Raw genomic sequence first — 25,547 nt, 5'->3', positions numbered from 1 at the left:
ATTCACCTGCCACCAATAACTGTCACTCTTGGCGGGCGGGCCGTGACGGGTTTTCAACGTTTTCAACATTTACTGAACTGCGCAAGGAGCCAGTTTTCAACATTCAAGATTGACTCAAGCAAAACACCTGCGTAAAGCCGGCATCGCCGCGCGTCGTCTCATAAAATTCTGGTTCACTTTTGCATAACCGCAGGTAGATGCCTACGTAAATGTGTTTGCAAATAAGAAACCCCACATAACCTGCAGGTCATGCGGGGTTTCAAGATGTGCTTGAGTAAGCGGTGACCAGTTTGTAAGTCATCGCTTTACCTGCGGGTTTTGAAGAAAACCCCAGTTGAGCGAAAAACCGGTCGAAAACCGTTGCTACTCGGCGTCCTCGGCAGTCTCGACGTCCTCGGCGGCCTCGGCCTCAGCCTCGGTCTCCTCCTCAGCGGTCTCGGCCTCGGTAACGCCCACCAGAACGGTCACCTCAGCGGTGATCTCGCGGTAGAAGTTGACCTCGACCTTGTGGGCGCCAACGGACTTGATGGCGTTGCCACGGCCGACGCGCTTGCGGTCGACCTCGGTGCCGAGCTGAGCCTTGATAGCGTCGGCGATCTGAGCGGCGGTGACGGAGCCGAAGAGCTGGCCCTCCTCGCCGATCTTGGCGTCGACGGTCACGGACTTGCCATCGATGGCGGCCTTGAGGGCCTCGGCGTTGGCCACGCGCTCGGCCTCGCGCTTCTCGATGTTCTTGCGGCGCTGCTCGAGCTGCTTGATGTTGCCCGGGGTGGCGGGCTGGGCCATCTTGTTGGGGAACAGGAAGTTCTCCGCATAGCCCTGAGCGACGTCTACGATGTCGCCCTCGCCGCCCTTGCCCCGAAGCTCACCCAAAAGGATGACTTTCATGGGTATCTCCTTCTTACGGCCGACGTTTGTCGGCCTTTAATCCTGCTTCGTCGCGCCCGCGGTGTCCCGGGTGCCGTTCTCCTCGCCTCGCGTGAGGTGTCGGAAATTGGCCCACACGTCCACCAGGCCGACGATGCTCATTACGATGAACTGCACCTCGAGATAAGCCGCCGCCAAAGCCGCCAGCACGAAGGCGAACGCAGGGGTGTTGTTCCTGCGCATATGCCCTTCGAGCACAGCGAAGCCCTGTGCCGCCAAGGCGTACCTCACGACCAGAAGGGCGTTGCCCGAAATCGCAAGAAGCGCGTCGCTGCGAAGTGCCGGCTGGGTAACCCAGGCGGCCATTCCCGCGACGGCCGCGACAAAGATCGCCACGACCCAAAGCGGAAGGTCGAAGAGGCCGAAATCTGGCTTCTTGACCTCACGGTCCTGCAGGCGGCCGGCCGCAAGGCCAGCGCCCGCGCACGAGCAGAGGAGCTCGAAGACGGTAGACGTCCCAAAGACCGCAGGCCAAAGAAGGCCCATCGCCCATTTGAGCGTCTGCCAGGTGCCGTCGTCGATGCCGGCGGCCGCGAGGAGCTCTTTGTTGCCATCGAGAAGCCCCGCGAACGAGCTTGCCAACGTCGTCTGGTCCGCCGCCGCGAACGCCTCGGCGATGCCGATGTGCGCGGCTGTGGCCAGGATTCCGGCCACGATGGCAACCGTCGGCGTCAACTTCCCCCGGCGGGCCAACTCGGCCAGCGCGAGAGAGAGGACGCAGGCGACCATCGCGTCGGGCACGGCCTCGATGCCGAAAACGGCGCCGCCGATGCCCGCGAAGACGAGCGTTCCGGCAGCGACGAGGACGCGGACGCCCACGTTCTTGCCGGCACCCGCTGCGAGGGCCCCAAAGCCCACGAGCAGGCAGGCGAGCGGCGAGAAGAACCCCGCCGCGAATCCTCCGACCATGCAAAGAATGCACGCGAAAAGCATCGGAATCCCTTGTCCGGCGGTTTTATCCTGCCGGTCCCTGAGCACGATGCCTTTTTGCTGAGCGGGGCCTCCAGCGCCTGCCCCGGACATACCCTCGGGAACCGGGGGCCGCCCGTTGTCATGCGTTAAAGCCACTGCTCACGCATCCTTTCTCGAAGCGGTTCGAAATCCCTAACCGCGGTTACGGCCGCCGCGGCTGGAGACCACGGGAACGGTGTAGGGCAGAAGGGCCATCTCGCGAGCGCGCTTAATGGCGTTGGCGATGTCCCTCTGGTGCTGCGTGCAAGCGCCAGTGACGCGGCGCGGCTTGATCTTGCCGCGGTCGGTCATGTACTTACGAAGAAGCTGCGTGTCCTTGTAGTCGATGAACGCAGTCTCCTCCTTGCAGAACTGGCAGAACTTGCGACGCGGCTGGCGCGAAAAATCTTGCTTCTGCTGAGCCATGTCTGGTTGCCTTTCGTATGACGGCCCGAGGGCCGCCGGTGTTTAAAACGGGATGTCCTCGTCGTAGACGTCCGCAGGAGGCGGGGTCTGGACGGGACGGGCGGCCGGCGCTGGCGCCGAGTAGCTCGGAGCGGAGGCCTGGTAGCCCTGGTTGACCTGGTTGTACTGCTGGGCAGCGGGAGCCTGGTAACCCTGGCCCTGGCCGCCCTGGCCGTTCCTCGAGGAGAGGAACTCCAGGTCGTCGACGACGACCTCCAGCTTGCTGCGGCGGCCGCCCTCCTTCGCCTCCCAGGAGCTGTAACGAAGCTTGCCCTCGATGGCGACCTTCGAGCCCTTGGCGAGGAAACGCGAGAGAGGTTCGGCGCGCGCGCCGAAGACCACGCAATCGATGAAGTTGGGGTAGTCCTCCCACTCACCGGTCTGCTGGTTGCGACGACGGTCGTTGACGGCGACCCCGAAGTGCAGGATCTGCGTGCCGCCGCCCGTCGCGCGGAGCTCGGGGTCCCTCGTAAGGTTGCCCGTGATCATCACTTTGTTGATGCTCATTTAACTCACTCCCTCTCATTGCAGGCGCGTAGCCTGCGCTTCCATTTAGTCCCTGTCCTCGCGGCGCGTAATCATGTGGCGCTTGACGGCGTCGTTGATGCGAAGGACGCGGTCGAGCTCCGTGATCTGCGTGGGGTCTGCGTGGAAGTTGATCAGGGTGTAGTCACCCTCGGTGAGCTTGTCGATCTCAAAGGCGAGCTTGCGCTTGCCCCAGTCCTCGACGCTGTCGATGGTGCCGCCGTCGGTGGTGATAGCAACCTCGATGCGCTTCATAGCGCCCGCGCGCTGCTCCTCGTTGGACGTGGGATCGACAAAATACAGCAGTTCATAAGCCTTCATGTGGTCACCTCCTCTGGGCTAATGGCTCCGGGGAGTGAAGGTGCACCCGGAGCAGGAAAGTTCCGACCGAGAATATTAGCATATGCGCAGCCGTTTTTTAAATAGAAGCAGCTTATACGCCGTTTTTTCTCACCATCGGAGCTTCCGCAGGCCCCTGAATTCGTTTGAGAAGAAGCTTAGCAGGCGCTCCGGACAGAAATCTAACCGCAGTCTTCCCGCAGGTCGGAGGTGTTTTCAACAATGCGCGGGCAGGGACGTCGAGGAACCTGAAAGCTCCTCGACGTCCCTGCCAATATACCCATCTTTTCTCCATGGAACCCCATGTTTTGGGCGGTTTTTGAGGGGTCGGGAGAATTCTTACGCGGAGGGCGTGTCGGTTTCCGTCGGGCTCTGCGCGTCGGCGGCGCTCGCGGCGGGCGCGGGCTCGGCGGGCAGCGCAACGGCCACGGGCTCCACGGCAACGATCTCCTCTTCCTCCTCGGCGGGCGTCTCAGGCTCCTCATCCGCACCTGGCACGGGCGGCTCGTCGTCGGCGTCGGCAACAGGCTCGTCGGCAACAACCTGCTGCTCAGCGGGCTCAGCAGGCTCGATGGGCTCGGGCGCCTCGGGCTCGGGCGCAACCGGCTCCGGCTCGATCGGTGCAACCGGCGCCGCAGCCTCGCTCGCCTCCGCCTTCGCCGTGATCGCGCGCTCGGGCAGCGGGTCCTCTTCCTTGCCCCACTTATCCACGTCGAAGCGACGCATCCACAGGCCGAGGCCCGCGTACATCAGCAGCTTCGAGAACACCTCGACCGCGATGGCCACCAGGATTGCCAGCACGATCGCCGGGCCGAAGCGGCCGATCAGCGCGGCGACGATCTCGAGCACGTAGCTGTCGCCCACGCCGTAGCTGTAGTAGCTGGAGTAGTTCTCGACATACTCGAACAGCCGCACAATCCACGAGAGCGACGAGACGATGGTCGGGACGATGATTGCCATGCTCGCCACGAAGTCGACGATGTAGGCCGCGAGCTGGATGAGCCACACTCGAAGCAGGCCCCGGGGATCCTCGGCCGTCATCTGGTACAGGGTCTTTACGCGGTAACCGGCCTTAAAGTCCTGGTAAATGGTGGCACGGACGGCCGCAGCCATGAACACCATGCCAAGCAGAATGCCGAAAACGGACCACACGAAGTCAAGCAGCTCGCCCATGTAAGGGACGTTGCCCAGGATGTTGCTCACAACCATGCTGGCTAGGGTCCAGCCGCCGGCGACCACGACGCCGCGCCAGCCGCTGCGGATCAGCTCGCCCACCTTGACGTGGCGAGAGGGGCCCTCCGTCGAGCCCCATGCTACGCGGCGGCTCCACTCCAGCGCGTAACCGAGCACGGCCAACGGGCCCACAATGGGCACGAAGCTCGCGGCCATGCAGATAAGGACGGGCTTCCACCAGCCCTTCTCGCTGGTAAGAAGCGCCCAGCTGCGGGCGATATAGCGGTCGGGCTGGTAGCCGCCGGTTTCGACGTTCGATGCCATGATTCTCCTATCGTTGGGTAGTACCTAGGGTACCCCACCACGCTCAATACCCGCTTAACACCCGTCATTTGGGGACAGCGAACCCGCCATTTCGTACAGCAGCCGGTGACAGGTTTATCGTGCTGCACAACGAGCCTGTCGCCGCATGCAGGTCTGTCCCAAAACCGCTGCGGAAAGGGGACTGTCCCCAAATGGCAGGCGTGAACCTGTCGTTTGGGGACAGTAGCAGGAACCTGTCATCCGGTGCAGGTGGGGCGGCGCGGCACTAAAAAAGCCCCGACGCGGGCGCCGGGGCTCATCTCTTATAAATGGCGGAGGAGGAGGGATTCGAACCCTCGTACCCCGAAGGGTAAACGGTTTTCGAGACCGCCGCATTCAACCACTCTGCCACCCCTCCGTAGGGTGAACAGGGGCCCGCAGGCCCCTGTTAAAAATTCTGGCGGAGAGTCTGGGATTTGAACCCAGGATACGCTTTAGACGTATACACGATTTCCAATCGTGCTCCTTCGGCCACTCGGACAACTCTCCAGTTGAAGTGGTGCGGGGGTTATTGTAGCGGAACTTTACCGAGCATGTCCACCAAAATTTGCGTCAATTGCTAGGATTGTTGAGAAAACCTCGCAACTCACGCCCCAGGGAGACCGATGATCCTCTCAATTGCGCAGAACAACCCCGAAATCGCCGTTTCGCTCCCCGCATGGCTCGACCTCGCGTCCGTCGCGGTCGGCGGCATCTCGGGCGCGCTCGTGGCAAAGGAACGCCATCTCGACCCCATCGGCTTCATCGGCCTCTCGATGCTGTGCGGCCTCGGCGGCGGCCTGATCCGCGACATGGCCATGCAGGTCGGCACGGTCTACATGATCGACAACGAATACGCCATCCCCGCGGCCATCTTCATCGGCCTCGCGGTGTTCTTCTTCGCGAGGGTATTCGAGAAGGTGCCCGGCCTGATCGAGTGGGTCGACATCATCTCGGTCGGGCTCTTTGCGCTGGGCGGCACCGACAAGGCCATCGTGTACCACCTGCTGCCTGTCTCGGCCATCCTGATGGGCACGCTGACGGGTGTCGGCGGCGGCATGCTGCGCGACGTTTTCCTCGGCGACGTGCCACGGATCTTTAAGCCTAGCAACTTCTACGCCGTGTGCGCCGTGGCCGGCAGCGCCGTGTATTACGCGCTGGTCGTGTGGGTCGGCCTCGACAAATACGTCTCGGCGGTGGTCCTTATGGTGGTGACCGTGGGCCTTAGGCGCTGGTCACTGAGCCATGGGGCCACGACCCCGGGCGCGCACGACCTGACGCCGGCGCTCAAGCGCGCCATCAGCGAGCGCAAGAAGCGCTAACCTCTGGCCGCGCCCGCCCGCAGTTTGGGACAGACGCCTTTTTGCACACGAACCTTGGTGTCGGCAAATTTGCCCAAGGATTCGGCGACCAGCTCGCAGCTGCGACGCGTGTGCAAAAAGGTGTCTGTCCCCAAACTGCGGGCGGGCGCGCTCAAGCCTCCCAAAATCAAGCGCGGCGGCCGAAGGTGTTCGCAAATCTTGAGCTGTACCAATCGTTTTGACGACGCGATTGGTACAGCTCGACTTTTTCGAACATTCGTCCACAAATGTTCGCAAAAGCCGAGCTGTACCAATGGGCGTCTCCGATTCATTGGTATTGCTCGCGATTTGCGAACACCCCGGAAGATCGGACAATCGACGGCAATGAAAAGCCGACCGGCGCCGAGGCGCTAGGCGGCTTTGCTTTGCTGGCCTTGGTGCGGCTAGCTAGACGGGATTGCTCCTCGTAGCGCTTTCGGCTGCGGTGCAGGCCCGCCGCCACGAGGGCGAGGCCGACGGCGACCACAACGGGAGCCACGTTCAGAGCACCTCGCCGGTAGAAGGCATAGTGGACTTCTTAGAAGACGTGGTCGAGCTGGCGGTCTTATAACCAGTGCTCGTTCTCGTAGAGCTCGGTGTCGATGGTGTTGTTGAACCAAGCGGCATTGTGCTCGCCGGCCTGCAGAGAAACAATGTCAGGGACCCTGCCAGCCTCGATGTCCCTTGAGCGAGAACTCGAAGGTGCGCTGCCCGTCCTTGGTCACGACGACGGAGATATACGCAACGCCGTTGACGGTCTTGTAGACCGATGTGGTTGCGTTGCCCACGGTGGCGTACTTCTTCGTGAACTCGGTGACGTTGGTGCCGCGGCCGTACTTCTGCTCGATTTTGAGACTGCGGTCAACGTTCTGGGAGACCGTAACATCAGCGGTGACGTCAGAGTCGGCGATCAACCCCTTGTCGTTATGGCCGACCTCGATGATCATGCACCTTTAGGTCTTACCTGCCTCGGCGAGAATATAGATGACGCCCTCGAAGGCAACGGTCTCGGGGCCGCCGTTGACGGTCTTGTTCACAATGCCCATATGAACCGCAGTGTTCCTGATCTCGGCGCCGTCGCCCACGTTGCCGACGGTGATGACGTCATACGTAACCGTTACGAGCAGGCCGACGAGAACTTCAAGGGTCGGGGTCTTGCCTTCCTCGCTGAGGCTGGAGCCCTTAAGGACGTTGTTGCTGTTGTCGACCGCAGTAAACGCCTGAGGCAGAAACGTACCCCTGTCGTTAACGGTGTCGGAAAGAGTGAGCCTGTCGAATTTGGCGTCGAGGTCCAGGCCACCCTCATTCACCTTGATGGTATAGCGAATGTGGTTGCTACTTTCCACCTGCTTGCCGGACTTGGTCAGGTGGGTCTTCTTGATGGTCACCTTATCGGGGTCGGCGGGGAACTTAAGAGATCCAGCCTCGGCGTAGGCGGAGTTGGTGAGAATAATCTTGGAGTCAGCGGCAGAAATCTTAGACGCGGCCTAGCTGGTCTTGCACTTCAGCTCCACCATCCCTTGCTTGGAGCTCAGTTTGGAGTTGTCGATGGTCTAAGTTGCAACACCATTAGATATCGCGGGATTAAGGTCCGTTTTATTCCACACACCATTTTTGGGGAGGGAGTAAACAGCGCTGCCCTCAACGTAGCTAGCGCCGTTCGGCAACGTGTCCCTAATCACGATGCTGTCGCCAATCAACGTCTCATCGGCATCTCAGCTCGTCGGGTTGGAGTTGTTGGCGTTAAAGTAGACGGCCAACTCGACGACGTAAGAGTTCGTGGTGGCGTCGTAGGTAGCCGTACCGGCCTTCTTCAGGACGTCAGGAGCATTGCCCGTGATGTCATGCGAAGCGCCGGAAGAAGTGTTGAGCACCGTTGCGGTGTTGGCGTAGGTGCAGGTGCCGTAATTTGCCGTAGCGGTCGTGTAGGTCACGGGCACATCGGTATTGCCACGATACTTTTTAATGGCGGCGACGGCGAAGGTGATCTTGAAGCTGTTGTTCAGGCGATTGTTGCCGTCCACGGCAAAGCTGTAGTCGATACCCGCCTTGAGCGTAACGTCACCAGCCTTGGCCACAAGGTCGGTCACGGTAACCTTGTCGGACTTGGAGTTCGCCGTAACAGGCGTCGAAAGCGTGTCGGTCATTTCCACCGACATAACGGTGTCCTTCATCTTGCTGAAGTAAATAGCGGTGGACCACTTGGCCTTGCCGTCGATGACGGCGGCGCTGGAGTCGACGAGCGCCTTCTCAACGTGCTGAGTCTTGTCGGCCGAGGTGAAGGAGCCCTCGGCCGCAAAGCCTTTCTTGCCGTCGTTCACCTTAGCGGTGTCTCCACCGGGCTCGTGGAAGAGGCGTCGGGCAGCTTGGTGTTGTACGCAATGGCGTACTGGTACTTACCCGCATTCGCAGGGACGTGCAGGTAAAGCTGCTGCCGCTGATGTTAATCGTGTTGCTGGTACCGTCGTCGTTCTCGATGGTAGCAGCGCCGATAACGGCGTGGCCAGTTTCGGCGATGTAGGTAAACATCCAGCCCCTCACGCCACCCTTCAACTGGCCGTCATTAACGGCAACGGTCCATGCAGCGATGCCATCCTTGATTTCGGTACCGTCGGTCTTTGTGATAGCCGCCTTGCTCAGGTCGACGGCGCCGGTTGCGAGGGTAGTGTTCTTACGGCCGTTGCCCCAAGACCTGTTTACCGTGTTATCGGTGTCGGAGAGCTTCCCGCCGTTGACAAGTGCGTCGATGGCGGGCTCGCCAACGGTAGTCTCGTAGGTCAGGTTGGATCACCATTGGTGACGCTGCCTCATTTAATGGTTGCGGTCTGGCCATCGATGGTGCAGGTAACCTGATTGCCGTCAAGCTTGAAGGAGTCGGCGAAAAGCAAGAGGTTCTGCCAAGGGTATCGGTCACAACGAGGTTCATCATGTTGGAAGTGGGCTTAAGGGCAATGATCCAGGTGACCTTGCCGGTGTTGGCGTTATAGCTGCCGGACTTGGAACCGGTGACGTCACCCTCCTCGACCTTAATCGTGATCGAGGTGCCAATACCCGGGAAGCTTGCCTTAACTTCGCGCTCGCCAAAGCCGCTCGTAGAGCCGAGCGTGAACTTGAATTTGAGGTAAGAAGTCATGTTGGACGAGTGCTCCTCAACCCAAGTAAGGTCGTAGACGAAGGCCACCACGTTGTTTGCGAGCGACCAGGTTCCGACCTAATTGCTTTCAGCGTCATTAAGGTCACCGCCAGTAGCATTCACAGCAGAGATGTTCGTCGGGAACACATACTTAATGGTCTGGTGGGTTCCATTCGCGAGGGGCTTATCTTTAGTAATTTATGTTGAGCTTGCCATACAGCGGGTTCCATCCGTGATGGCAGCGCCGCTGTACGCGGTTGTGCAATTCTCGTTCGTATACACGCCCAAGGTAATCATGGGATCACCATTGCCTAGGGTGTACACGGTGTCGCCGGAGGCAGCCACGACGTTGGCCTCGGGCTCAGCCTGAGACTCCTCGACCGGGGCCTGGGGGTCGTCGCCTTGTGCGGCGAGCTCGGTCTTGGACTCGGTGACGACGTTCGAATCGTCCTCAAGCATCTGGGCCACCTACTCCCGAGCAGCGGTCTGCTCCTCCTGAGCGTAGGTGATCTGGAAGGGTGAGATGCACATCTGCGCATCCATGACGGCGGCCACAAAGACAGATAGTACCTTCTAGCTCATCTCACCTCTTACTTTCATTGGGTCTCTCCTTGATCGGACAACCCGCGCGGCGCCTCCGGCAGCCACATCGGCGGCTCCACACATAGCCGTCCCCTTACATAGGCTGTATAAATTTACGGTTCCTAGAGATTTTTAAGAAGAAATATAGCTTTCTAAATAAAGCCTTAAATAGTTATTTTGTGGATATGACGCCAGCCCTAATACCAGTTTGCATACCAGTGCTCCCATGCCTCCGACGTGCCTATTGTTGAAAACTCCCGACCAAAAACGACAGATTCGCACACCGACGGTAAGAATTCGGTAAGAATTCTGCAAGATTGCTTCCCTCTCCCCGCCCGCGCACCTGCGATTTTCTTCGTATGATGCTCCCCCAGAAACTTGCGGACAAAAGGACGGCCCCTTTATCCGCGTAGGGGTCAACCAAAAAAGCACATGCCCGGGAGGTTCAAATGACGAATTACGTTGGGATGCGAGGGTTAAAACAACCGCAGGAAAAGCTCGGCGTGGCTAGAGAGGGGGTGAACGAGCGCGACGAGTGGCTCATACAGGCATGGGGATAGTGCTTTCACACGGCTCCGCGCTCGAGGTGATTCGCAGCTGGAATATGCGCGCGCACTTCGAGCGGCGGGCGCCGTGCCGCGGACAGATTCCAAGCACACGGCCGACCGACACCGATCTCTGCGCGTACGAGCTCCGTTGCTTCCGCGTCGATGCGCGCTCGAAACCCGTTCACATCCTGGTGGCCGGGCGCGAAGCGCGTGTGCGAACGGCCGAGTTCGAGTCGCACATCTGCGGCGCCGATTTGCCGGCCGGATCCATTCTCAAGCTGCCTTATGGGCTCGCGTGCGTCTCGCCGGAGCACCTAATCGTGCAGATAGCTTCGAAGCTAAGCCGCCTCGAGCTGCAGGTCCTCATATATGAATTCGTCGGAACGTATGCCCTGACCAATGAATTCGAGGACGGCATATTCCAGCGACGCTCCCCTATCTTGACCCTCGAGTCACTTGGCGCGCACCTCGATGCGCTCGGAAAGTTTCCGGGCGTGGCCAAGGTGCGCGGCGCGATGGCCGGGGTGGTCGAGGGGTCGGCGTCCCCGCGCGAGACACAGCTCGCGCTGCGCTGTTGCCTCAAGCCCGGCCAGGGCGGTTACGGCATCCCCATCCAATCGATGAACCAGCCGTTGCCGGTGCCGCGGCTCGGGAAGGCCGGAATCCTCGGTGTTCGCAAGCCCGACATCGTCATCGCCGCGGCAGAGGGGTCAGCCGCCCCGTTCGCTTTCGTCGCCGTAGAATACGACGGCGCGGGGCATCTCACCAGCGAGCAACAGGGCATCGACGCCCAGCGCACCGACGAGATCCTCGCCCTCAACGGCAAGGAGTACCGCGTCAACAAGACCATCTACGACGACATGGACATGATGGACGACATCTTCGGCTTCATCCGCAAGGACGTCGGGCTCGATCGGCGCCAAACCATCAAGGCGCGCCAGGAAGCCCGCCTCAAACGCCTGAAACTCAAAAAAGAGCTCGATTTCGTGATGAGCACCTCCTCAATACTCCCCCATCAGGACTGAGGTGTTCGCAAAACTCGAGCAATACCAATGCCTGGACAAGGTTCATTGGTATTGCTCGAGTTTCTGGAACATTCGGGGCAAAATGTTCGCAAATCGCGAGCAATACCAATGCGAACCTCAAATCGATTGGTATTGCTCGCGATTTGCGAACAGGTGCCGACGAGGAACGTCCCCGGAGGCACCCACAACACAGATTTCGAGGTCTGTGGCCCTTACTTCTTGACCTTGCCGTTGCGCACGGCCCACTTGCGGCGCTCGGTCTCGTTCAGGATGCGCTTGCGCATGCGGATGGACTGCGGCGTGATCTCCACGAGCTCGTCCTCCATGATGTACTCGAGCGCCTCCTCCAGCGAGAAGGTTTTGGGCGGGGTGAGCTGCACGGCCACGTCGGCGGTTGAGCTGCGCTGATTGCCGAGGCTCTTGGTGCGCGCGATGTTGACGACCATGTCGCCGGGCTTCGAGCGCTCACCCACGAGCATGCCCTCGTAGCACTCGTCACCGGGCGCGACGAAGAGCTGGCCGCGCTCCTGCAGGGTACCGAGCGCGTAGGCCACAGCCTTCTCGGTGCTCATCGAAATCATGGCGCCGTTCTGGCGCACACCGATCTCGCCGGCATACTGGCCGTACTCGAGGAACGTGTGGTAAAAGACACCCTCGCCGTGGGTCACGTTGAGGATGCGGTTCTTCAGGCCCATGATGCCGCGGGTCGGGATCTTGAACTCAAGGTGCGTCTGCACGGCGCCGCTCTCCATGCTGACCATGGTGCCGCCGGCGTTGCCGAAAACCTCGATGACCTTGCCGGAATACTCGCCCGGGCACTCGACGACGGCCTGCTCAACAGGCTCGACGGTGTTGCCGCGGTCGTCCTTCTTAAAGAGGACGCGCGGGCGGCCGACCTGGAACTCGAAGCCCTCGCGGCGCATGGACTCCATCAGGACGGAGAGGTGCAGGATGCCGCGACCGGAGACCTCGATGCCGGTCTTGTCGGGCAGCTCCTCGATGCGCATCGTCACGTTGTTCTCGCGCTCCTGGAACAGGCGCTCCTTGAGCTGGCGGCCGCCGACGATGTCGCCCTCGCGGCCGACGAGCGGCGAGGTGGACGGCTCGAACACGATGGAGAGGGTCGGCGGGTCGATCTCGATGGGCTCGAGCTCGACGGGGTTCTCGGGGTCGGTGTAGACGTCGCCGATGTCGGTGGAGTCGACGCCCACGACGGCGGCAATGTCGCCGGCCACGGCCTCGGTGCACTCCTTGCGTCCCAGGTAGTCAAAGGTAAAGAGCTGTTTGACCTGGCTCATCGCGCGGCTACCGTCGTTCTTGACGACGAGGATCTTGTCACCGGAGTGGATGGTGCCGGAGTAGATGCGGCCGATGCCGATGCGGCCGACGTAGTCGGAATGGTCAATGGTGACGCATTGCAGCGCAAGGGCGCCGTCGGGATCCACGTCGGGCGCAGGCAGGTCGTCGACGATCATGTCGAGCAGCGGGAACATGTCGGCGTTGTCGTCGGCGGGGTCGAGGCGGGCGAAGCCGTTGACCGCGGAAGCGTAGACGACGTGCTCCATGGCGAACTCGAGCTGCTCGTCGGTGGCGCCGAGGTCGGCCATGAGGTCGAGGCAGTCGTTGTAGGCCTTCTCGGGGTCGGAGCCCGGCTTGTCGATCTTGTTCACGACGATCATGACGGAGAGGCCCGCGGCGATGGCGTGCGAGAGGACGAAGCGGGTCTGGGGCATCGGGCCCTCGGCCGCGTCGCACAGCAGCAGAGCGCCGTCGGCCATGCGCAGCACGCGTTCGACCTCGCCGCCGAAGTCGGCGTGGCCCGGCGTGTCGATGACGTTGATCTTGATGCCTTTGTACTCGATGGAGATGTTCTTGGCCAGGATGGTGATGCCGCGCTCGCGCTCCTGGTCGTTGGAGTCGAGGACGCGCTCCTCGACCTGCTGGTTCGCGCGGAAAGCGCCGCTGGCCTTGAGCAGCTCGTCAACGAGCGTGGTCTTGCCGTGGTCGACGTGCGCGATGATGGCGATGTTCCTGATGTTCTCCTGGCGCATATGTCCCTCTCGTGGTTGTAATGCCTCAATTTTCGGCAACTGGGGCATTATACAGCGCGAACGGCGGCGAGAGGCGCGTATACGGCGCAGTCACGGCATCTACAGCAACCCGCCCGCAGTCCGGGGACAGTCCCTTCTGTCCGCGAGGGGGCTGTCCCCGGGCTGCGGGCGAAACGCTAAAGCAGCGGGGCGACCTCGCCGGCAGGCTCGGGCTCGGTCCAACCGAAAGTATCCTCGTCGCCGGTTACATCTACCAGCGAAAACGCCGAATAACTGTGATAACCGCGCTCGCCGAATTCAAGGATCACGGCATCCTGGTAGGCACCGGCCTCGTCGGCGATAGCCCCACGATACGCGAGCGCGGCGCGAACGACGGACGCCCCGGCCTCGGCAGCCTTCTTGCGGGCACCCTCGAGGCACTCCTCCGGGCCGTCGTCGGCAAACTCGAAGCTCGAAACCTCGCCCGCCTCGTCGCCCAAGGCAAGAAGAACGTGCAGCTCCTCGCCCACGGCCAACACATCGAGCGCCCGGCCGAGCAGCGCGCTCGCCATCTCGTCGGTCGCCGCCGAAACACCGTCTCGAAGCTCATCGTCTGCCATACCCAGCCCCTTCCTCGTCATTTAACACCAGCATCCTACCGCATGCGCCCTACTCCCCGGCGAGCGCCGCCCAATCCGCAGCGCCAGGGTCCGGCAGCTGGTGACGAAGGGCGTAAAGATGAACTGTCCACTCTCCAACGTGGTAGTACAGAATGTAGCGCCCAGCCGCGGTCGCCCCGAGCTCTATCCCCGCCTTCCTCGATTCTTCCTCCCTCACCGGATACATCCGTGGAAACTCGGCTAGAAGGTGCATGAGACCCTCAACGTCGGCCGCGAGGTTCGCCACCGCTTTACCGGACTCGTTGCACCGCACCAGGTAATCGGACGCCTCGATGTAGTTGGCCTGGAACTCATTGGAGACTTCAACATTAAAGGCCATAGCGCACCTTCATCTCCTCCATGAACTCAAAACCGTCCTTGACCTCGTCGCGCTGGACCTGGGCATGGGCCTCGCGCAACTGCCTCACGGTCTCGTCCATCCATGCCTCGCGCGCCGCCTTGTCAGCCTCGACCTTGCGAACAATCTCGTCGTAGCGCTGGAAAGTCTCCATGCTCATGATGGCCATGTCGCCGTAGCCGTTCTTGGTCACGAAGATCGGTTCATCGAGCTCGTGGCACTTTTCCGAGATGGCAGCGGTGTTCTTCAGCTCTTTGATCGGCACAATGGTCATGATTTTCTCCTTTTTAAGACATAATCGTGGCCTTCTGATACTAAATCACCACAAAGAAAAACCGCCGGGCCCAAAGGCTCGGCGGCAACAAATTCATGGTGGAGACTATGGGGTTCGAACCCACGACCTCAGGCTTGCAAAGCCCGCGCTCTCCCAGCTGAGCTAAGTCCCCGATTGCGTGATCATCCCTTACATAGAATAACCGCCCCAGCGGCGACTCGGCTAACGCTGGGGCGGCTATTGCCAAGAAAAAGATGGTGGGCCTGACAAGGTTCGAACTTGTGACCTCCCGGTTATCAGCCGGACGCTCTGACCAACTGAGCTACAGGCCCAACGCAAGAAGTAATATTACGCATCTCGAACACCCGCGTCAACAACTTTTTTGAAAAACTTTCGTGCGCCATGCGCGGCGGCGCAGGACGGGTACCATAGCACAGCACACCGAACAGTAAGGAACCGCTTTGCCGCTAAAGAGAGTGAATATCCGCACCGTCGCGATGGGCCAGGGCCCCCTACCGTCGTTCCTCGTGCTCGAACAGCACGAGGACGGCAAGGCGAGGCGCATCCCGATTCGCATCGGATCGGTCGAGGCCGCGGCCATCAACTCGGGCGTCCACCCCGCGAAAAAGCAGCGTCCACGAACGCACGACCTGCTCAAGGCAACCATCGAGACGTTGGGCGCGCAGCTTCTGAACGTGCGAATCTGCGGCGTCGAGGGGACGACCTTCTTCGCTCAGCTCGTCCTGCGCACGGCCAACGGGCGCGAGGTCCGCGTGGATGCCCGCCCCTCCGACGCCATCGCGCTCGCCGTGCGCTGCGACGTCGACGTGCTCATGGCCGACGAGGTCATCGAGGCCGCGTCAATGCTCGACCTCGAGGATGTGCGCGAGGCCGAGCAGGCCGCCGAGGCAGCCGATTTCCACGACTTCGTAGAGCATCTCTCCCCCGACGACTTCGCGGAGTAGCTGCACCCGCAGCTTGGGGACAGTCACCTTTTTGCAGCAAGACTTCGCCAAGAAGACGCCTGCAGTTTGGGGACAGTCCCCTTTTTGCACACGAAACGCCGTTTCGAGTGATTCGCCCAATGATTCGGCGTTACACTCCCGGCTCTCGTGCGTGTGCAAAAAGGTGACTGTCCCTAAACTGCAGGCGAGCTGGTTCTTACTCGGCTTCGGCGTCGTTGCCCTCGCCGTCGCCCTTGTCGTCCTCCAGGCGAGCGATGGCGCTCACGGTGTCGCCGTCAACCATGTTCATGACCCTGACTCCCTGCGTGGAGCGCCCGAGCTGGCTGATGTCGGCGCTCTTCACGCGGATGACCACGCCGTCGTTGGACATGATCATCAGCTCGTGCTCCTCGCTGACGATGCGGCAGGCCACCAGCTGACCCTTCTTCTCGGTCATCACGATAGTAAAGACGCCTTGGCCGCCGCGCTTGTGCTCAGGGTAGTCGGAGACGGGCGTGCGCTTGCCATAACCCTTCTCGGTGATGACGAACAGGTCGCCCGACCCGTCGGTGATCTCCATACCGAGCATCTTGGCGCCGTCCTTGAGCGTGATGCCGCGGACGCCGGTGGTGTCGCGGCCCATCGGGCGCGCGTCGCCTTCGGGGAACATGATGCACTTGCCGTCGGTCGAGACCAGCATGACCTTGTCGCCCTCGCACACGCGACGGACGTTGACCAGCTCATCGTCATCGCGCAGGTTGATGGCGATGATGCCATCGCGGCGCGTGCGATCGTAGGCGGCCATGGAGGTCTTCTTCACGGTGCCGTTGGACGTGGCGAACATGAGGTACTCGTCCTCGGGGAACGTACGGCAGGTGATGACGGCCGTCGCGTGCTCGCCCTCGGCGAAGGGCACGAGGTTGACAAGCGCCGTGCCGCGCGCAGTGCGCTGGCCGATGGGCAGCTCGTGCACCTTCATGCGGTAGACCTTGCCCTTGTTGGAGAAGAACATCACGTAATCGTGGGTGCTCGCCACAAAGAGGTCCTCGACGAAGTCCTCGTCCTTGAGGTTCACGCCCTGGACGCCCTTGCCGCCGCGCTTCTGGGCGCGATAGGTGTCGAGCGGGGTGCGCTTGACGTAGCCCGCGTGCGTGCAGGTAACTACCATGTCCTCCTCGGCGATGAGGTCCTCGACGTTGTACTCCCTGGTGCCCTGGGCCGAGATCTCGGTGCGGCGCTTGTCGGCGTACTTGCGGGAAATCTCGCGCATCTCGTCCTTGATGACGGCCAGGATCTTCTCGGGGTTGGCAAGAAGGTCCTCGTAGTAGGCGATGGCGCGGCGGAGCCCGGCGAGCTCCTCCTCGATCTGGTCGCGGGAAAGGCCGGTCAGGCGGCGTAGGCGCATCTCGAGGATGGCCTGGGTCTGCTCGGGCGAGAAGCCGAAGCGCTCGATGAGGCGCTCGGAGGCCTCGGTGTCGGTGCGACTCGCGCGGATGATGCTGATGACCTCGTCGATGTGGTCGAGCGCGAGCAGATAGCCCTCGAGGATGTGGGCGCGGGCCTGGGCCTTCTTGAGGTCGAAGCGGGTGCGGCGGGTCACGACATCGACCTGGTGGTCGATGTAGTGCTGCAGCATTTCTCGCAGGGTGAGGAGCTTCGGCGTGCCGCCGACGAGCGCCAGGTTTATGACGCCGAACGTGGTCTGGAGCTGCGTGAACTTGTACAGGTTGTTGAGGACGACCTGCGGGATCACGTCCTTCTTGAGCTCAATGACGAGGCGGATGCCCTTCTGGTTGGACTCGTCGCGCAGATCGGAGATGCCCTCGATGCGCTTCTCGTTGACGAGCTGCGCGATCTTCTCCTGCAGGGCGCCCTTGTTGACCTGATAGGGCATCTCGGTGAAGACGATGCGGTTGCGGCCGGTCTTGGTCGTCTCGGTGTGGGCCTTGGCGCGCACGGTGATGGAGCCGCGGCCGGTCTCGTAGGCCTCGCGGATGCCGTCGGTGCCCATGATCACGGCGCCCGTCGGGAAATCAGGGCCGGGCATGACGCCCATGAGCTCCTCTGTCGTGGCGTCCGGGTTGTCGATGAGCAGGCAGGTGGCTTCGATGGCCTCGCCCAAGTTGTGGGGCGGGATGTTGGTGGCCATGCCGACGGCGATGCCGCCGCAGCCGTTGACCAGCAGGTTCGGGAAGCGCGCGGGCAGGACCTGCGGCTCGGCGAGGGACTCGTCGTAGTTGGGCTGCCAGTCGACGGTGTCCTTCTGCAGGTCGCGCAGAAGCTCCATGGCGGGCTTGGCCAGGCGAGACTCGGTGTATCGCATGGCTGCGGCGCCGTCGCCGTCGATGTTGCCGAAGTTGCCGTGGCCGTCGATGAGCGGCGTGCGCATCGAGAACCACTGGGCGAGGCGCACCATGGTGTCGTAGACGGCGGAGTCGCCGTGCGGGTGGTACTTGCCGATGACTTCGCCGACGGTCCAGGCGGACTTCTTGTGCGGGCGGTTCGGGAAGATGCCCGACTCGTTCATGGCGTAGAGGATGCGGCGGTGGACCGGCTTCAAGCCGTCGCGGACGTCCGGCAGGGCGCGGGCCGTGATGACCGACATCGAGTACTCGATGAAGGACTGGCGCATCTCGTGGCCGAACTCCTTGAGCTGCAGCGCGCCGCCGTGCTCGTCGGTCTCGCCGGCGTCGACGCCGGTGCCGGCGTTACCGAACTCCTCCTCGAGCTCGTCGTCGTCGACGTCGTCCTCCTCGGCGTCGTCGGACTCCTCGGTCTCGTCGTAGACGTCCTCGCCCTCGTCGGAGGCCTGAGCGCGCGCCAAGAGCCGCTGCAGGTCCTCGGGCAGCGCCTCGCCGTCCACACCCTCGTTGTTGTTGATATCGTCTGCCACTTACGGCCTTTCTCTAGAAGTAGAACCCGTTATTGGGAAAGCGCGTTACGCATCGAGGAAGCGAGCATCATGCGCGTGTTTCTCAATGTAGTCGCGGCGATACTCGACCTGATTGCCCATCAGCTCGCGGACAGCCTTGTCGGCCATGGCCGCATCGTCGATGGTCACGCGCTGCAGGATTCGGGTGCGCGGGTCCATGGTCGTGCTGGCCAGCTGTTTAGGGTCCATCTCTCCGAGGCCCTTGTAGCGCTGGACGGTGTAGGGGCGCTTCTTTTTCTTCGCCTTGCCGTTGGACATCTCGTCGCCGTCGTCCGCGTCGTCCGCGTCGCCGAAGCCGAGCTCGCGGATCTTGCGCTTCAAGATCTCCTCCTCGGGCTCCTTGCCGTTGGGGTAGACGTAGTAGATCTTCTTGCGCACCTTGATGCCGAAGATCGGCGGGCAGGCGGCGTACACGTAGCCGGCGTCGATGAGCGGGCGCATGTACTTGTAGAAGAAGGTGAGCAGCAGGATGCGGATGTGGGCGCCGTCGACGTCGGCGTCCGTCATGATGATAATCTTGTGGTAGCGCGCCTTCGAAAGGTCGAAGTCGCCCAAGTCTCCGCCAGAGCCGGTCACGCCGGTGCCGATGGCGGTGATGAGCGCCTGAATCGTGTCGGAAGAGAACGCGCGGGCGTCGCCGACGCGCTCGACGTTCAAGATCTTGCCGCGCAGAGGAAGGATCGCCTGGATGTCTCGGCGACGGCCGTCCTTGGCCGAGCCGCCTGCCGAGTCGCCCTCCACGATGAAGAGCTCGGTGAGGTCGGCGTTTCGCTCGGAGCAGTCGGCGAGCTTGCCGGGCAGGTGCGCGGTCTCGAGCAGCGACTTGCGGCGCGTGGCCTCGCGGGCCTTGGAGGCCGCGGTGCGGGCCTTGGAGGCCTGCAGGGCCTTGTTCACGATGCTGCGGGCCGCCTTCGGGTGCTCCTCAAGGTACTCGGCGAGACCCTCGGAGACGACCTTCATGACGAGCGGGCGCATGAAGGAACTGCCGAGCTTGGCCTTGGTCTGGCCCTCGAACTGCGGGTCGCCGAGCTTGACGGAGATGACGGCGGTGAGACCCTCGCGGATGTCGTTGCCGGTGAGGTTGGCCTCCTTCTCCTTGAGCAGGTTCTGCTTGCGCGCGTAGTCGTTGACCACACGGGTCAGCGCCGTGCGGAAGCCCTCCATGTGCATGCCACCGTCGGGGGTGTAGATGTTGTTGGCGAAGCTCATGACGTGCTCGGAATAAGAGCCGCTCCACTGAATGGCGACCTCGACCTCGCCGCGCTTGGCGTCGTCTTGATCGTCGTTCTCGCCCGAGAGGTAGATGGGCTCCTTGAGGGTCTCGGGAACGTCCTCACCCTCATTGAGGAACTTGACGAAGTCGATGATGCCGCCGGTGTAGCAGAACTCCTCGACGTGCGGGGTGCTCTCGCGCTCGTCGGTGAGGACGATGCAGAGACCGCGGTTCAAAAACGCCATCTCCTGCAGGCGATCGTGCAGCGTGTCGAAGTCGTAGACGGTGGTCTCGAAGATCTGGTCGTCCGGCCAGAAGGTGATGGTGGTGCCGGTCGTGTCGGCGGTGCCGATGACCTGCATCTTCTGAGTGGTCTCGCCGCGCTCGAACTTCATCTCGTAGATGTTGCCGTCACGCTTGACCTGGGCGACCATCTTCTTGGAGAGGGCGTTGACAACGGAGGAGCCGACGCCGTGCAGGCCGCCGGACACCTTATAGGCGTTGTTATCGAACTTGCCGCCCGCGTGCAAGATCGTGAGGACAACCTCAAGGGTCGGGATCTTCTTGACGGGGTGCAGGTCGACGGGGATGCCGCGGCCGTTGTCCACGACGGTGATGGAGTTGTCCGCGTGGATGGTCACGAGAATCTTCGTGCAGAAGCCGGCCAGCGCCTCGTCGACAGCATTGTCGACGATCTCGTACACCAGGTGGTGCAGACCGGAGGCGCTCGTCGATCCGATGTACATGCCCGGGCGCTTGCGGACGGCCTCAAGGCCCTCGAGGATCTTGATCTCGCTGCCGTCGTACTGCGTATCGTTGGTCTCTGCCACGCGCATGTCCTTCCTAGGGAGGCCCCCTCCCCTTCAGCTTTTCGCGGAACGGCCGCCGGTCGCCCGGAGGCCGATTCAAAAAATAGGCGTAGTTGACCCAAGACCATACGCATAATGCCTGCTCAGCTGTATGCCTGCGGTTTGGGGACAGTCCCTTTTGCGGACAGAGGGGACTGTCCCCAAACCGCAGGCCGTCCCGCCTTATGCGTATGGTCATGAGCCATATATAGGCGTATCTACCTTATGATACCTCACCAGAAGCCATCAGAGACGTTTTGAGCGGTAATTTACGAATTCTGCGCCGAATCGTACTTCTGGCGCCTTACAGACGCGCACATCGCCTTATAGGCCCTCTCACGCAAATTCTCGGGCTGATCTTCGACCGCGGCACGGATGCGGGCCTCCTCCTCGGCGGTGAGCTCGGGCAGGCGCGGCGCGGCGGGTTTCTTGGCGCTGCGTGCGCGGCCGGCGGCCTCCTTTTGGGCCGGGCGTCGGTCCTGCCTGAACTCGATGTCCGAGAACTCGAAGCCAGCGGCGGCCATGCGGGCCAGGTAGACCTCACGGTTCGCGCGGAAATCGATGGCGCAGGTGCGGGTATCGGTGTAGACGACGAAGGTGGGCGCGTCGCCGGAGCGGCGGCCTCGGGTCAGGTAGGTGCCGCGGGTATGGGCGCGCTCGATGTCGCCGTTCACCCGGTACCACGCCTGCTGCGCCAGGCGCCCGGGCCCCATAGCCCGCTTGGCCTGCGGCGTGTCGAGAAGCCCGCGCAAGGCGTCGCCCACCCCCTGGGCGGCCGCGAACTCGTCGGTGCGGCTCATGTTGATCATCCGTAGCTCACCACCTCGGCGCCGCAAAGGACGCCGTCCGAGAAGTACCCCAGGTTCGTCGTGGTGATGACGGCCTGAGTGTCGGCCAGCAGCATCCCCACGACGGCGTCGCGGCGGGCGGCGTCGAGCTCGCTCATCACGTCGTCGAGCAGCAGCAGCGGCCGCGAGCCCGTGACCTCTTCGGCAATGCTCGTCTCGGCCATCTTGAGCGCGAGGACGGCCGAGCGCTGCTGGCCCTGGCTTGCGAAGGCACGGGCGTCTCGCCCGTCGATGAGAAACGACACGTCATCGCGGTGCGGGCCCACGGTCGTCTGCTGGCGGCGCAGGTCGTCGAGGCGCGCGGCGGCCAGGGCTGCGCCGAAGCGCTCAGCCAGCGAGTCGCGGTCGAGCTCGACGGCGGCGTTCCCCAAGCTGCACACGTATTCGCAGCTCAGCGACTCACCGCCCGAGATCTGGGCGTAGGCCTCGGCTACCTTGGGCGCGAGGCGCGAGAAGAGGCGCAGGCGCGAGTGGAGCAGCGCGGCTCCGCCCACGGCCACGCTCGCGTCCCACGCGTCGAGAAGCCCCGGATCCGGGCGCTCCTCCCTGAGCAGGCGGTTTCGCTGCTCGACGGCGCGGGTGTAGGCGGCGAGGAGCCGCGAGTAGCCGGCGGCCGCTTGACGGCCGAAACCGTCGAGCTCCTCTCGCCGCACGGAAGCGCCGCGCTTAACGAGCGCCAGGTCATCAGGGGTAAAGAGCACCGAGAGAAGCGTTCCCGGCACATCGGTCGCGTGGCATTTCTTGCCGTTGCGAAAAAACTGGCGGCGCCCCTGCGCCACGTCGCAGCGCATGTCGACGACGCGGCCGTCGCCCTCGAGGCGCGCCTCGATGCGCGCGGCCGCGGCCCCCTCGCGCACGAGCTGTCGCGGCTGTGGCCGGCGAAAAGAGTAGCCCGCCGTGAGCATCTGCAGCGCCTCGACCGTGTTCGTCTTGCCCGACGCGTTTGGGCCGACGAGCACGGTCGTGCGCCGAGACAGCTCGATGGAGCGGCTCTCCGAATTGCGGAAGTCGTCCATATGAAGACCCTTTACCGCGAGCCCCATGCAGTTGACCAGCCCTGACCTGCGACGATATGCCCGGCTAGAGGCGCACGGGCATGAGCAGGTACAGGTAGTTCACGGCGCCGTTGGACTTGAAGATGCCCGGCTGCGCGGAGCTCTGCAGCTCGAGGCGCAGGTTTTTGGAGCTCGCGACGGCGTTCATGCAGTCGAAGACGTAGTGGTAGTTCAGTGCGATGGAGAGGCTCTGGCCGGCGACCTGGGCGTCGAGAATCTCGGAGGACTCGCCTTGCTCGGGCGAGCTCGCGGAGAGGCGCACAAAGCGGCCGTCGGCGTCGATATCGAAGCGCACCGAGGCATTGGTCACGGCGATGACCGAGACGCGCTTAAGGGCGGCGGTGAGGGCCGCGACGTCAAGATTGACCGCGGTGTTGCAGGAAGGCGGCAGGAGCTGCTTGTAGTCGGGGAAGTTGCCCTCGATCTTGCGGGTGACGAAGGTGGTGGTGCCAAAAGTGAAGACGACCTGGCTCTCGGCCACGCCGATGCGCACCTTCTCGGTCATGGACGGCATCGAGAGCACGTCGTGGAACACGTTGCCCGAGACGATGGCGCGGAACGCCTCTCCCGCAGGGGCCTCGGCGGAGGCGTCACAGACCGCCAGGCGGAAGGAGTCGGTGGCCACGAGGCGGATGGTGTTGTCCTCGACGGTGAGCAGGATGCCCTGCAAGATGGCGCGCGAGGTCTCTTTGGAGGTCACCTTGTAGACTTTTTCGACCATGTTGGCCAAAAGGTCGCTTGGTAGCTCGATTTCGCGCTGGGCGTTGACGGCCGGGAAGCCGGACCAGTCGGCGGGCGAGAGCGTGTTCAGACGGAAGGACGACTTGTCGCATGAGATGGAGATGGTCCTCTCGCCGCCCTCAAAGGTCACGGCGGCATCCGGTAGGGTCTTCACGATGTTGGTGATGACCTTGCCGGAGACGACGGTCTCGCCCTCCTCCTCAACGTTGGCCGGGATGAGGTGGCGGATGGAGATGGTGAGGTTGTTGGTCTGGAATTCGAGCGTGCCCTCGCTCGCCCTGACGTAGATGCCCGAGAGGATGGGCAGCGTCGAGTTAGCGCCCATGCCCTTGGCCACGACAGAGAGAGCCTTCATGAGAGACGACTGGCTGACGGTGAACTTCATCGGCGACCCCTTCTATTTGTTCTTATATATATTCATAAAACCAGTAGTAATAATAAAGCGTGTTGAAAAGAAGATAACTTGGTGTTTTCCGAGGTCAGACGCTTAAATTTCATTCATCGGAAACCGACATCCTCTCAACGACTCTCAACATTCCAAAGAGTGAAGAAAAGCTTTCGACACGGTGACGCGGTTTTTCAACATCGGGCCTACCGCTTGTCACCAGCTTTTGAACACGGCCATCAGAGGCCTCCCGTAATAGCTTCACGGACCTTCGCGATGCGTTCCTGGAAGGCTCGGTCGTGGCGGGCCTCCTCGATGACGCGCAGGCTGTGCATGACTGTGGCGTGGCTCCGCCCGCCGAATTTCTTGCCGATGTCGGCCAAGGTTTGGTCGCAGAGCTCTCGGCTGAGCCAGACGGCGACGTGGCGGGCCTCCATGAGCGATTTGTTGCGCTTGTTGCCCACGAGGTCGGCGTGGCTGACGTCGTAGTACTGCTCGACGCCCTTCTGCACCTGCTCGACGGTCACGCGTTTCTCGCTCGCCGGCCATACCTCGCGACTGATCTCGCTGATGTCCTCCTCGCGCAGCGTTCCGCCGGCCTTTCGGGCGCGACCCTCGGCGATGAGGCAGCGTTGGCAGAAGCCTTCGATGAGACGGATGTTGTTGCCGGCCTTCTCGGCCATGAGGCGCTGTATGGGGGCGGCGACGGCGGCCATGGAGTCGCCGAGATGCTCTTTCTGCGCATCCTCGAGCGCCCGCTCGCAGAACTTCTCGATAAGGCGCACGCGCAGCTCGTAGCTGGGAACCTGTACCGACGCGGTGAAGCCCCCGCCGATGCGGCTGGTCACGCGCTCGTCGAAGCCGTCTTTGCCCATGCCCAGCTCGGCGGGGGTGCGGTCGGCGGCTAGCACGACCCACTTGCCCGCGGCGCGCAGGGCATTGAACGTGTCGAAGAAGAAGTTGATGGTGCCCGCCTTGCCGGCCAGCCCCTGTACGTCGTCGATGATGAGCACGTCGATGTCAGCGTAGTTCTGGCGCAGCTCGTCGGCTGCCGACTTGTTCTCGGAGCGCGAGGCGTTGACGTAGTCGGTGATGAACGACGAGGCGTCCTTGTACACGCAGATGCGCGACGGGTCGTTCTCGGCGATGTAGTTCTGGATGGCGCGCAAAAGGTGCGTCTTGCCGAGGCCCGACTTGCCGTAGATGAAGAGCAGGCTGTAGCTTTTGTTCACGCCGTTGGCCACCTGGACGGCCGAGTCGTAGGCGATCATGTTCTCGTCGCCGCGCACGAAACGGTCGAAGGTGAGCTTGGAGTCGCCCGCGCCCACATCCTCTACCAGCGGGTTGTTCTGCCTGCGGCGCAGGTTCTCCCGCTGGGCGTGCTCGGCGTCGTCTCTCCAGCCGTCGTCCTCGATGCGGGAAGAGGGGGCGTTCGAGGGGTTTGCCGCGGCCGGCTGGGGAGCCCAGGCGCGCGCCTCCTCGGCCGTCATCGTGGAGAGGTGGGCCTTGGGCGCCGTGTGGTTGCCGCCGAGGATGGCCTCTATCTTCACGGGCTCGAAGGCCGCGCGGGAGAGCACGTCCTCGAGGACCTCGGTGTTCGCGGCGATCTTCTTGAGGACGAGGCGCATGGAGGCCTCGACGCGCAGCGTGCCGTCTTCCAGCGAGGTGGGCGTGCAGCTGCGGAACATGGCGAGAAGCGACTCCGGCTGGCCCTCGTCGGCCAGCAGGTCGAGAGCGTCTTGCCACAGCGCCTCGGCGTCGGATTCCTGGGTGATGTCCATAGCTCTGTCCTTGTGATTGTTGAAAAGTGTCGTTAAGTATAGAGCATTGTTGAAAACTTTGAACACCCGCGAACCTGCAGAAAGGGGACAGTCCCCAAACCGCTGCAGAAAGGGGACAGTCCCCAAACC

Annotated in this window: 24 protein-coding genes and 4 tRNA genes; 3 read left to right on the top strand and 25 right to left on the bottom strand. The window is 62.4% G+C overall.

The genetic code is table 11. The features are described 5' to 3' along the window. Positions 1-363: 363 nt before the first annotated feature. From rplI to U5709_RS06445, 8 genes are all read right to left on the bottom strand, one after another. Positions 364-888 (bottom strand): 50S ribosomal protein L9, encoded by a 525-nt coding sequence (gene rplI / locus U5709_RS06480; protein ID WP_321970605.1) that lies wholly within the window; start codon positions 886-888, stop codon positions 364-366. A gap of 36 nt (positions 889-924) precedes the next feature. Further along, positions 925-1,860 carry a hypothetical protein gene (locus U5709_RS06475; protein WP_321973035.1) on the bottom strand — a complete coding sequence of 312 codons (936 nt, stop codon included), beginning with the start codon at positions 1,858-1,860 and terminating at the stop codon, positions 925-927. 171 nt (positions 1,861-2,031) lie between these two features. Continuing rightward, entirely contained in the window at positions 2,032-2,304 is a 273-nt protein-coding gene (gene rpsR, locus U5709_RS06470; RefSeq protein WP_321970603.1) for a 30S ribosomal protein S18, read from the bottom strand. A 42-nt stretch (positions 2,305-2,346) separates the two neighbouring features. Beyond that, entirely contained in the window at positions 2,347-2,850 is a 504-nt protein-coding gene (locus U5709_RS06465) for a single-stranded DNA-binding protein (protein WP_321970602.1), read from the bottom strand. Between the two features lie 45 nt (positions 2,851-2,895). Next, positions 2,896-3,189 (bottom strand): 30S ribosomal protein S6, encoded by a 294-nt coding sequence (rpsF, locus tag U5709_RS06460; protein ID WP_321970601.1) that lies wholly within the window; start codon positions 3,187-3,189, stop codon positions 2,896-2,898. Positions 3,190-3,546: 357 nt separating this feature from the next. Next, positions 3,547-4,704, bottom strand: coding sequence for a DUF4013 domain-containing protein (locus tag U5709_RS06455; RefSeq protein ID WP_321973034.1), 1,158 nt, complete (start codon positions 4,702-4,704; stop codon positions 3,547-3,549). Positions 4,705-5,013: 309 nt separating this feature from the next. After that, a tRNA-Ser gene (locus U5709_RS06450) sits at positions 5,014-5,101 on the bottom strand. Positions 5,102-5,141: 40 nt separating this feature from the next. Beyond that, positions 5,142-5,232: transfer RNA gene (locus tag U5709_RS06445), tRNA-Ser, on the bottom strand. Positions 5,233-5,348: 116 nt separating this feature from the next. On the opposite strand from U5709_RS06445, the gene U5709_RS06440 reads away from it, so the two are divergent. After that, positions 5,349-6,044, top strand: coding sequence for a trimeric intracellular cation channel family protein (locus U5709_RS06440; protein ID WP_321970599.1), 696 nt, complete (start codon positions 5,349-5,351; stop codon positions 6,042-6,044). A gap of 674 nt (positions 6,045-6,718) precedes the next feature. Here the strand turns inward: U5709_RS06440 and U5709_RS06435 are convergent. From U5709_RS06435 to U5709_RS06415, 5 genes are all read right to left on the bottom strand, one after another. Next, complete coding sequence (locus tag U5709_RS06435; protein ID WP_321970597.1) at positions 6,719-7,009, bottom strand: hypothetical protein; 291 nt, start codon at positions 7,007-7,009, stop codon at positions 6,719-6,721. Between the two features lie 6 nt (positions 7,010-7,015). Beyond that, entirely contained in the window at positions 7,016-7,450 is a 435-nt protein-coding gene (locus U5709_RS06430; RefSeq protein WP_321973033.1) for a hypothetical protein, read from the bottom strand. 327 nt (positions 7,451-7,777) lie between these two features. Continuing rightward, a complete protein-coding gene (locus U5709_RS06425) occupies positions 7,778-8,383 on the bottom strand; it encodes a hypothetical protein (protein ID WP_321973032.1) in 606 nt (201 codons plus the stop codon). A gap of 383 nt (positions 8,384-8,766) precedes the next feature. Next, entirely contained in the window at positions 8,767-9,195 is a 429-nt protein-coding gene (locus U5709_RS06420; RefSeq protein ID WP_321970594.1) for a hypothetical protein, read from the bottom strand. 198 nt (positions 9,196-9,393) lie between these two features. Beyond that, complete coding sequence (locus U5709_RS06415) at positions 9,394-9,654, bottom strand: hypothetical protein (protein WP_321973031.1); 261 nt, start codon at positions 9,652-9,654, stop codon at positions 9,394-9,396. 658 nt (positions 9,655-10,312) lie between these two features. Between U5709_RS06415 and U5709_RS06410 the strand changes: the two genes are divergently transcribed. Then, a complete protein-coding gene (locus tag U5709_RS06410; RefSeq protein WP_321973030.1) occupies positions 10,313-11,350 on the top strand; it encodes a hypothetical protein in 1,038 nt (345 codons plus the stop codon). A gap of 212 nt (positions 11,351-11,562) precedes the next feature. On the opposite strand, the gene typA is transcribed toward U5709_RS06410, so the two are convergent. From typA to U5709_RS06380, 6 genes are all read right to left on the bottom strand, one after another. After that, a complete protein-coding gene (gene typA, locus U5709_RS06405) occupies positions 11,563-13,401 on the bottom strand; it encodes a translational GTPase TypA (protein ID WP_321971931.1) in 1,839 nt (612 codons plus the stop codon). Between the two features lie 176 nt (positions 13,402-13,577). Then, positions 13,578-14,000 carry a hypothetical protein gene (locus U5709_RS06400; RefSeq protein ID WP_321971930.1) on the bottom strand — a complete coding sequence of 141 codons (423 nt, stop codon included), beginning with the start codon at positions 13,998-14,000 and terminating at the stop codon, positions 13,578-13,580. A gap of 49 nt (positions 14,001-14,049) precedes the next feature. Further along, on the bottom strand, positions 14,050-14,379 hold the full coding sequence (locus tag U5709_RS06395) for a type II toxin-antitoxin system RelE/ParE family toxin (protein ID WP_321973029.1): 330 nt from the start codon (positions 14,377-14,379) through the stop codon (positions 14,050-14,052). Then, positions 14,369-14,671, bottom strand: coding sequence for a type II toxin-antitoxin system Phd/YefM family antitoxin (locus U5709_RS06390; RefSeq protein WP_321971928.1), 303 nt, complete (start codon positions 14,669-14,671; stop codon positions 14,369-14,371). The genes U5709_RS06395 and U5709_RS06390 overlap by 11 nt, the downstream gene beginning before the upstream one ends. 96 nt (positions 14,672-14,767) lie before the next feature. Further along, positions 14,768-14,843, bottom strand: a tRNA-Ala gene (locus U5709_RS06385). Between the two features lie 83 nt (positions 14,844-14,926). Then, positions 14,927-15,003, bottom strand: a tRNA-Ile gene (locus tag U5709_RS06380). Between the two features lie 129 nt (positions 15,004-15,132). Here U5709_RS06380 and U5709_RS06375 point away from each other — a divergent pair. Further along, positions 15,133-15,636 (top strand): bifunctional nuclease family protein, encoded by a 504-nt coding sequence (locus U5709_RS06375; RefSeq protein WP_321973028.1) that lies wholly within the window; start codon positions 15,133-15,135, stop codon positions 15,634-15,636. A gap of 196 nt (positions 15,637-15,832) precedes the next feature. Here U5709_RS06375 and gyrA read toward each other — a convergent pair whose 3' ends face one another. The 6 genes from gyrA to U5709_RS06345 form a co-directional block, all read right to left on the bottom strand. Next, positions 15,833-18,508 (bottom strand): DNA gyrase subunit A, encoded by a 2,676-nt coding sequence (gene gyrA, locus U5709_RS06370; protein ID WP_321973027.1) that lies wholly within the window; start codon positions 18,506-18,508, stop codon positions 15,833-15,835. Positions 18,509-18,553: 45 nt separating this feature from the next. Then, complete coding sequence (gene gyrB / locus U5709_RS06365) at positions 18,554-20,596, bottom strand: DNA topoisomerase (ATP-hydrolyzing) subunit B (RefSeq protein WP_321971925.1); 2,043 nt, start codon at positions 20,594-20,596, stop codon at positions 18,554-18,556. 281 nt (positions 20,597-20,877) lie between these two features. Further along, positions 20,878-21,417 carry a hypothetical protein gene (locus U5709_RS06360; protein ID WP_321973026.1) on the bottom strand — a complete coding sequence of 180 codons (540 nt, stop codon included), beginning with the start codon at positions 21,415-21,417 and terminating at the stop codon, positions 20,878-20,880. Next, complete coding sequence (recF, locus tag U5709_RS06355) at positions 21,414-22,499, bottom strand: DNA replication/repair protein RecF (protein WP_321971923.1); 1,086 nt, start codon at positions 22,497-22,499, stop codon at positions 21,414-21,416. Before recF ends, U5709_RS06360 begins: the two co-directional genes overlap by 4 nt. A 37-nt stretch (positions 22,500-22,536) precedes the next feature. Then, a complete protein-coding gene (gene dnaN / locus U5709_RS06350; protein WP_321973025.1) occupies positions 22,537-23,637 on the bottom strand; it encodes a DNA polymerase III subunit beta in 1,101 nt (366 codons plus the stop codon). A gap of 239 nt (positions 23,638-23,876) precedes the next feature. Continuing rightward, a complete protein-coding gene (locus U5709_RS06345) occupies positions 23,877-25,418 on the bottom strand; it encodes a DnaA ATPase domain-containing protein (protein ID WP_321973024.1) in 1,542 nt (513 codons plus the stop codon). Between the last annotated feature and the right edge of the window lie 129 nt (positions 25,419-25,547).

It is taken from the genome of Paratractidigestivibacter sp. (genome assembly GCF_963660155.1).
Lineage (GTDB): Bacteria > Actinomycetota > Coriobacteriia > Coriobacteriales > Atopobiaceae > Paratractidigestivibacter.
This window is presented reverse-complemented; position numbering and strand designations above follow the sequence as displayed.

What these genes read in the sequence shown, in the direction of transcription:
- recF (WP_321971923.1), bottom strand. Translation starts at nt 22,499, where the DNA reads ATGGGGCTCGCGGTAAAGGGTCTTCATATGGACGACTTCCGCAATTCG.
- U5709_RS06435 (WP_321970597.1), bottom strand. Translation starts at nt 7,009, where the DNA reads ATGATCATCGAGGTCGGCCATAACGACAAGGGGTTGATCGCCGACTCT.
- typA (WP_321971931.1), bottom strand. Translation starts at nt 13,401, where the DNA reads ATGCGCCAGGAGAACATCAGGAACATCGCCATCATCGCGCACGTCGAC.
- gyrB (WP_321971925.1), bottom strand. Translation starts at nt 20,596, where the DNA reads ATGCGCGTGGCAGAGACCAACGATACGCAGTACGACGGCAGCGAGATC.
- rpsR (WP_321970603.1), bottom strand. Translation starts at nt 2,304, where the DNA reads ATGGCTCAGCAGAAGCAAGATTTTTCGCGCCAGCCGCGTCGCAAGTTC.
- U5709_RS06415 (WP_321973031.1), bottom strand. Translation starts at nt 9,654, where the DNA reads ATGCTTGAGGACGATTCGAACGTCGTCACCGAGTCCAAGACCGAGCTC.
- U5709_RS06360 (WP_321973026.1), bottom strand. Translation starts at nt 21,417, where the DNA reads ATGATCAACATGAGCCGCACCGACGAGTTCGCGGCCGCCCAGGGGGTG.
- U5709_RS06345 (WP_321973024.1), bottom strand. Translation starts at nt 25,418, where the DNA reads ATGGACATCACCCAGGAATCCGACGCCGAGGCGCTGTGGCAAGACGCT.
- U5709_RS06455 (WP_321973034.1), bottom strand. Translation starts at nt 4,704, where the DNA reads ATGGCATCGAACGTCGAAACCGGCGGCTACCAGCCCGACCGCTATATC.
- U5709_RS06440 (WP_321970599.1), top strand. Translation starts at nt 5,349, where the DNA reads ATGATCCTCTCAATTGCGCAGAACAACCCCGAAATCGCCGTTTCGCTC.
- rplI (WP_321970605.1), bottom strand. Translation starts at nt 888, where the DNA reads ATGAAAGTCATCCTTTTGGGTGAGCTTCGGGGCAAGGGCGGCGAGGGC.
- rpsF (WP_321970601.1), bottom strand. Translation starts at nt 3,189, where the DNA reads ATGAAGGCTTATGAACTGCTGTATTTTGTCGATCCCACGTCCAACGAG.
- U5709_RS06420 (WP_321970594.1), bottom strand. Translation starts at nt 9,195, where the DNA reads ATGACTTCTTACCTCAAATTCAAGTTCACGCTCGGCTCTACGAGCGGC.
- U5709_RS06390 (WP_321971928.1), bottom strand. Translation starts at nt 14,671, where the DNA reads ATGACCATTGTGCCGATCAAAGAGCTGAAGAACACCGCTGCCATCTCG.
- U5709_RS06395 (WP_321973029.1), bottom strand. Translation starts at nt 14,379, where the DNA reads ATGGCCTTTAATGTTGAAGTCTCCAATGAGTTCCAGGCCAACTACATC.
- dnaN (WP_321973025.1), bottom strand. Translation starts at nt 23,637, where the DNA reads ATGAAGTTCACCGTCAGCCAGTCGTCTCTCATGAAGGCTCTCTCTGTC.
- U5709_RS06465 (WP_321970602.1), bottom strand. Translation starts at nt 2,850, where the DNA reads ATGAGCATCAACAAAGTGATGATCACGGGCAACCTTACGAGGGACCCC.
- U5709_RS06400 (WP_321971930.1), bottom strand. Translation starts at nt 14,000, where the DNA reads ATGGCAGACGATGAGCTTCGAGACGGTGTTTCGGCGGCGACCGACGAG.
- U5709_RS06475 (WP_321973035.1), bottom strand. Translation starts at nt 1,860, where the DNA reads ATGCTTTTCGCGTGCATTCTTTGCATGGTCGGAGGATTCGCGGCGGGG.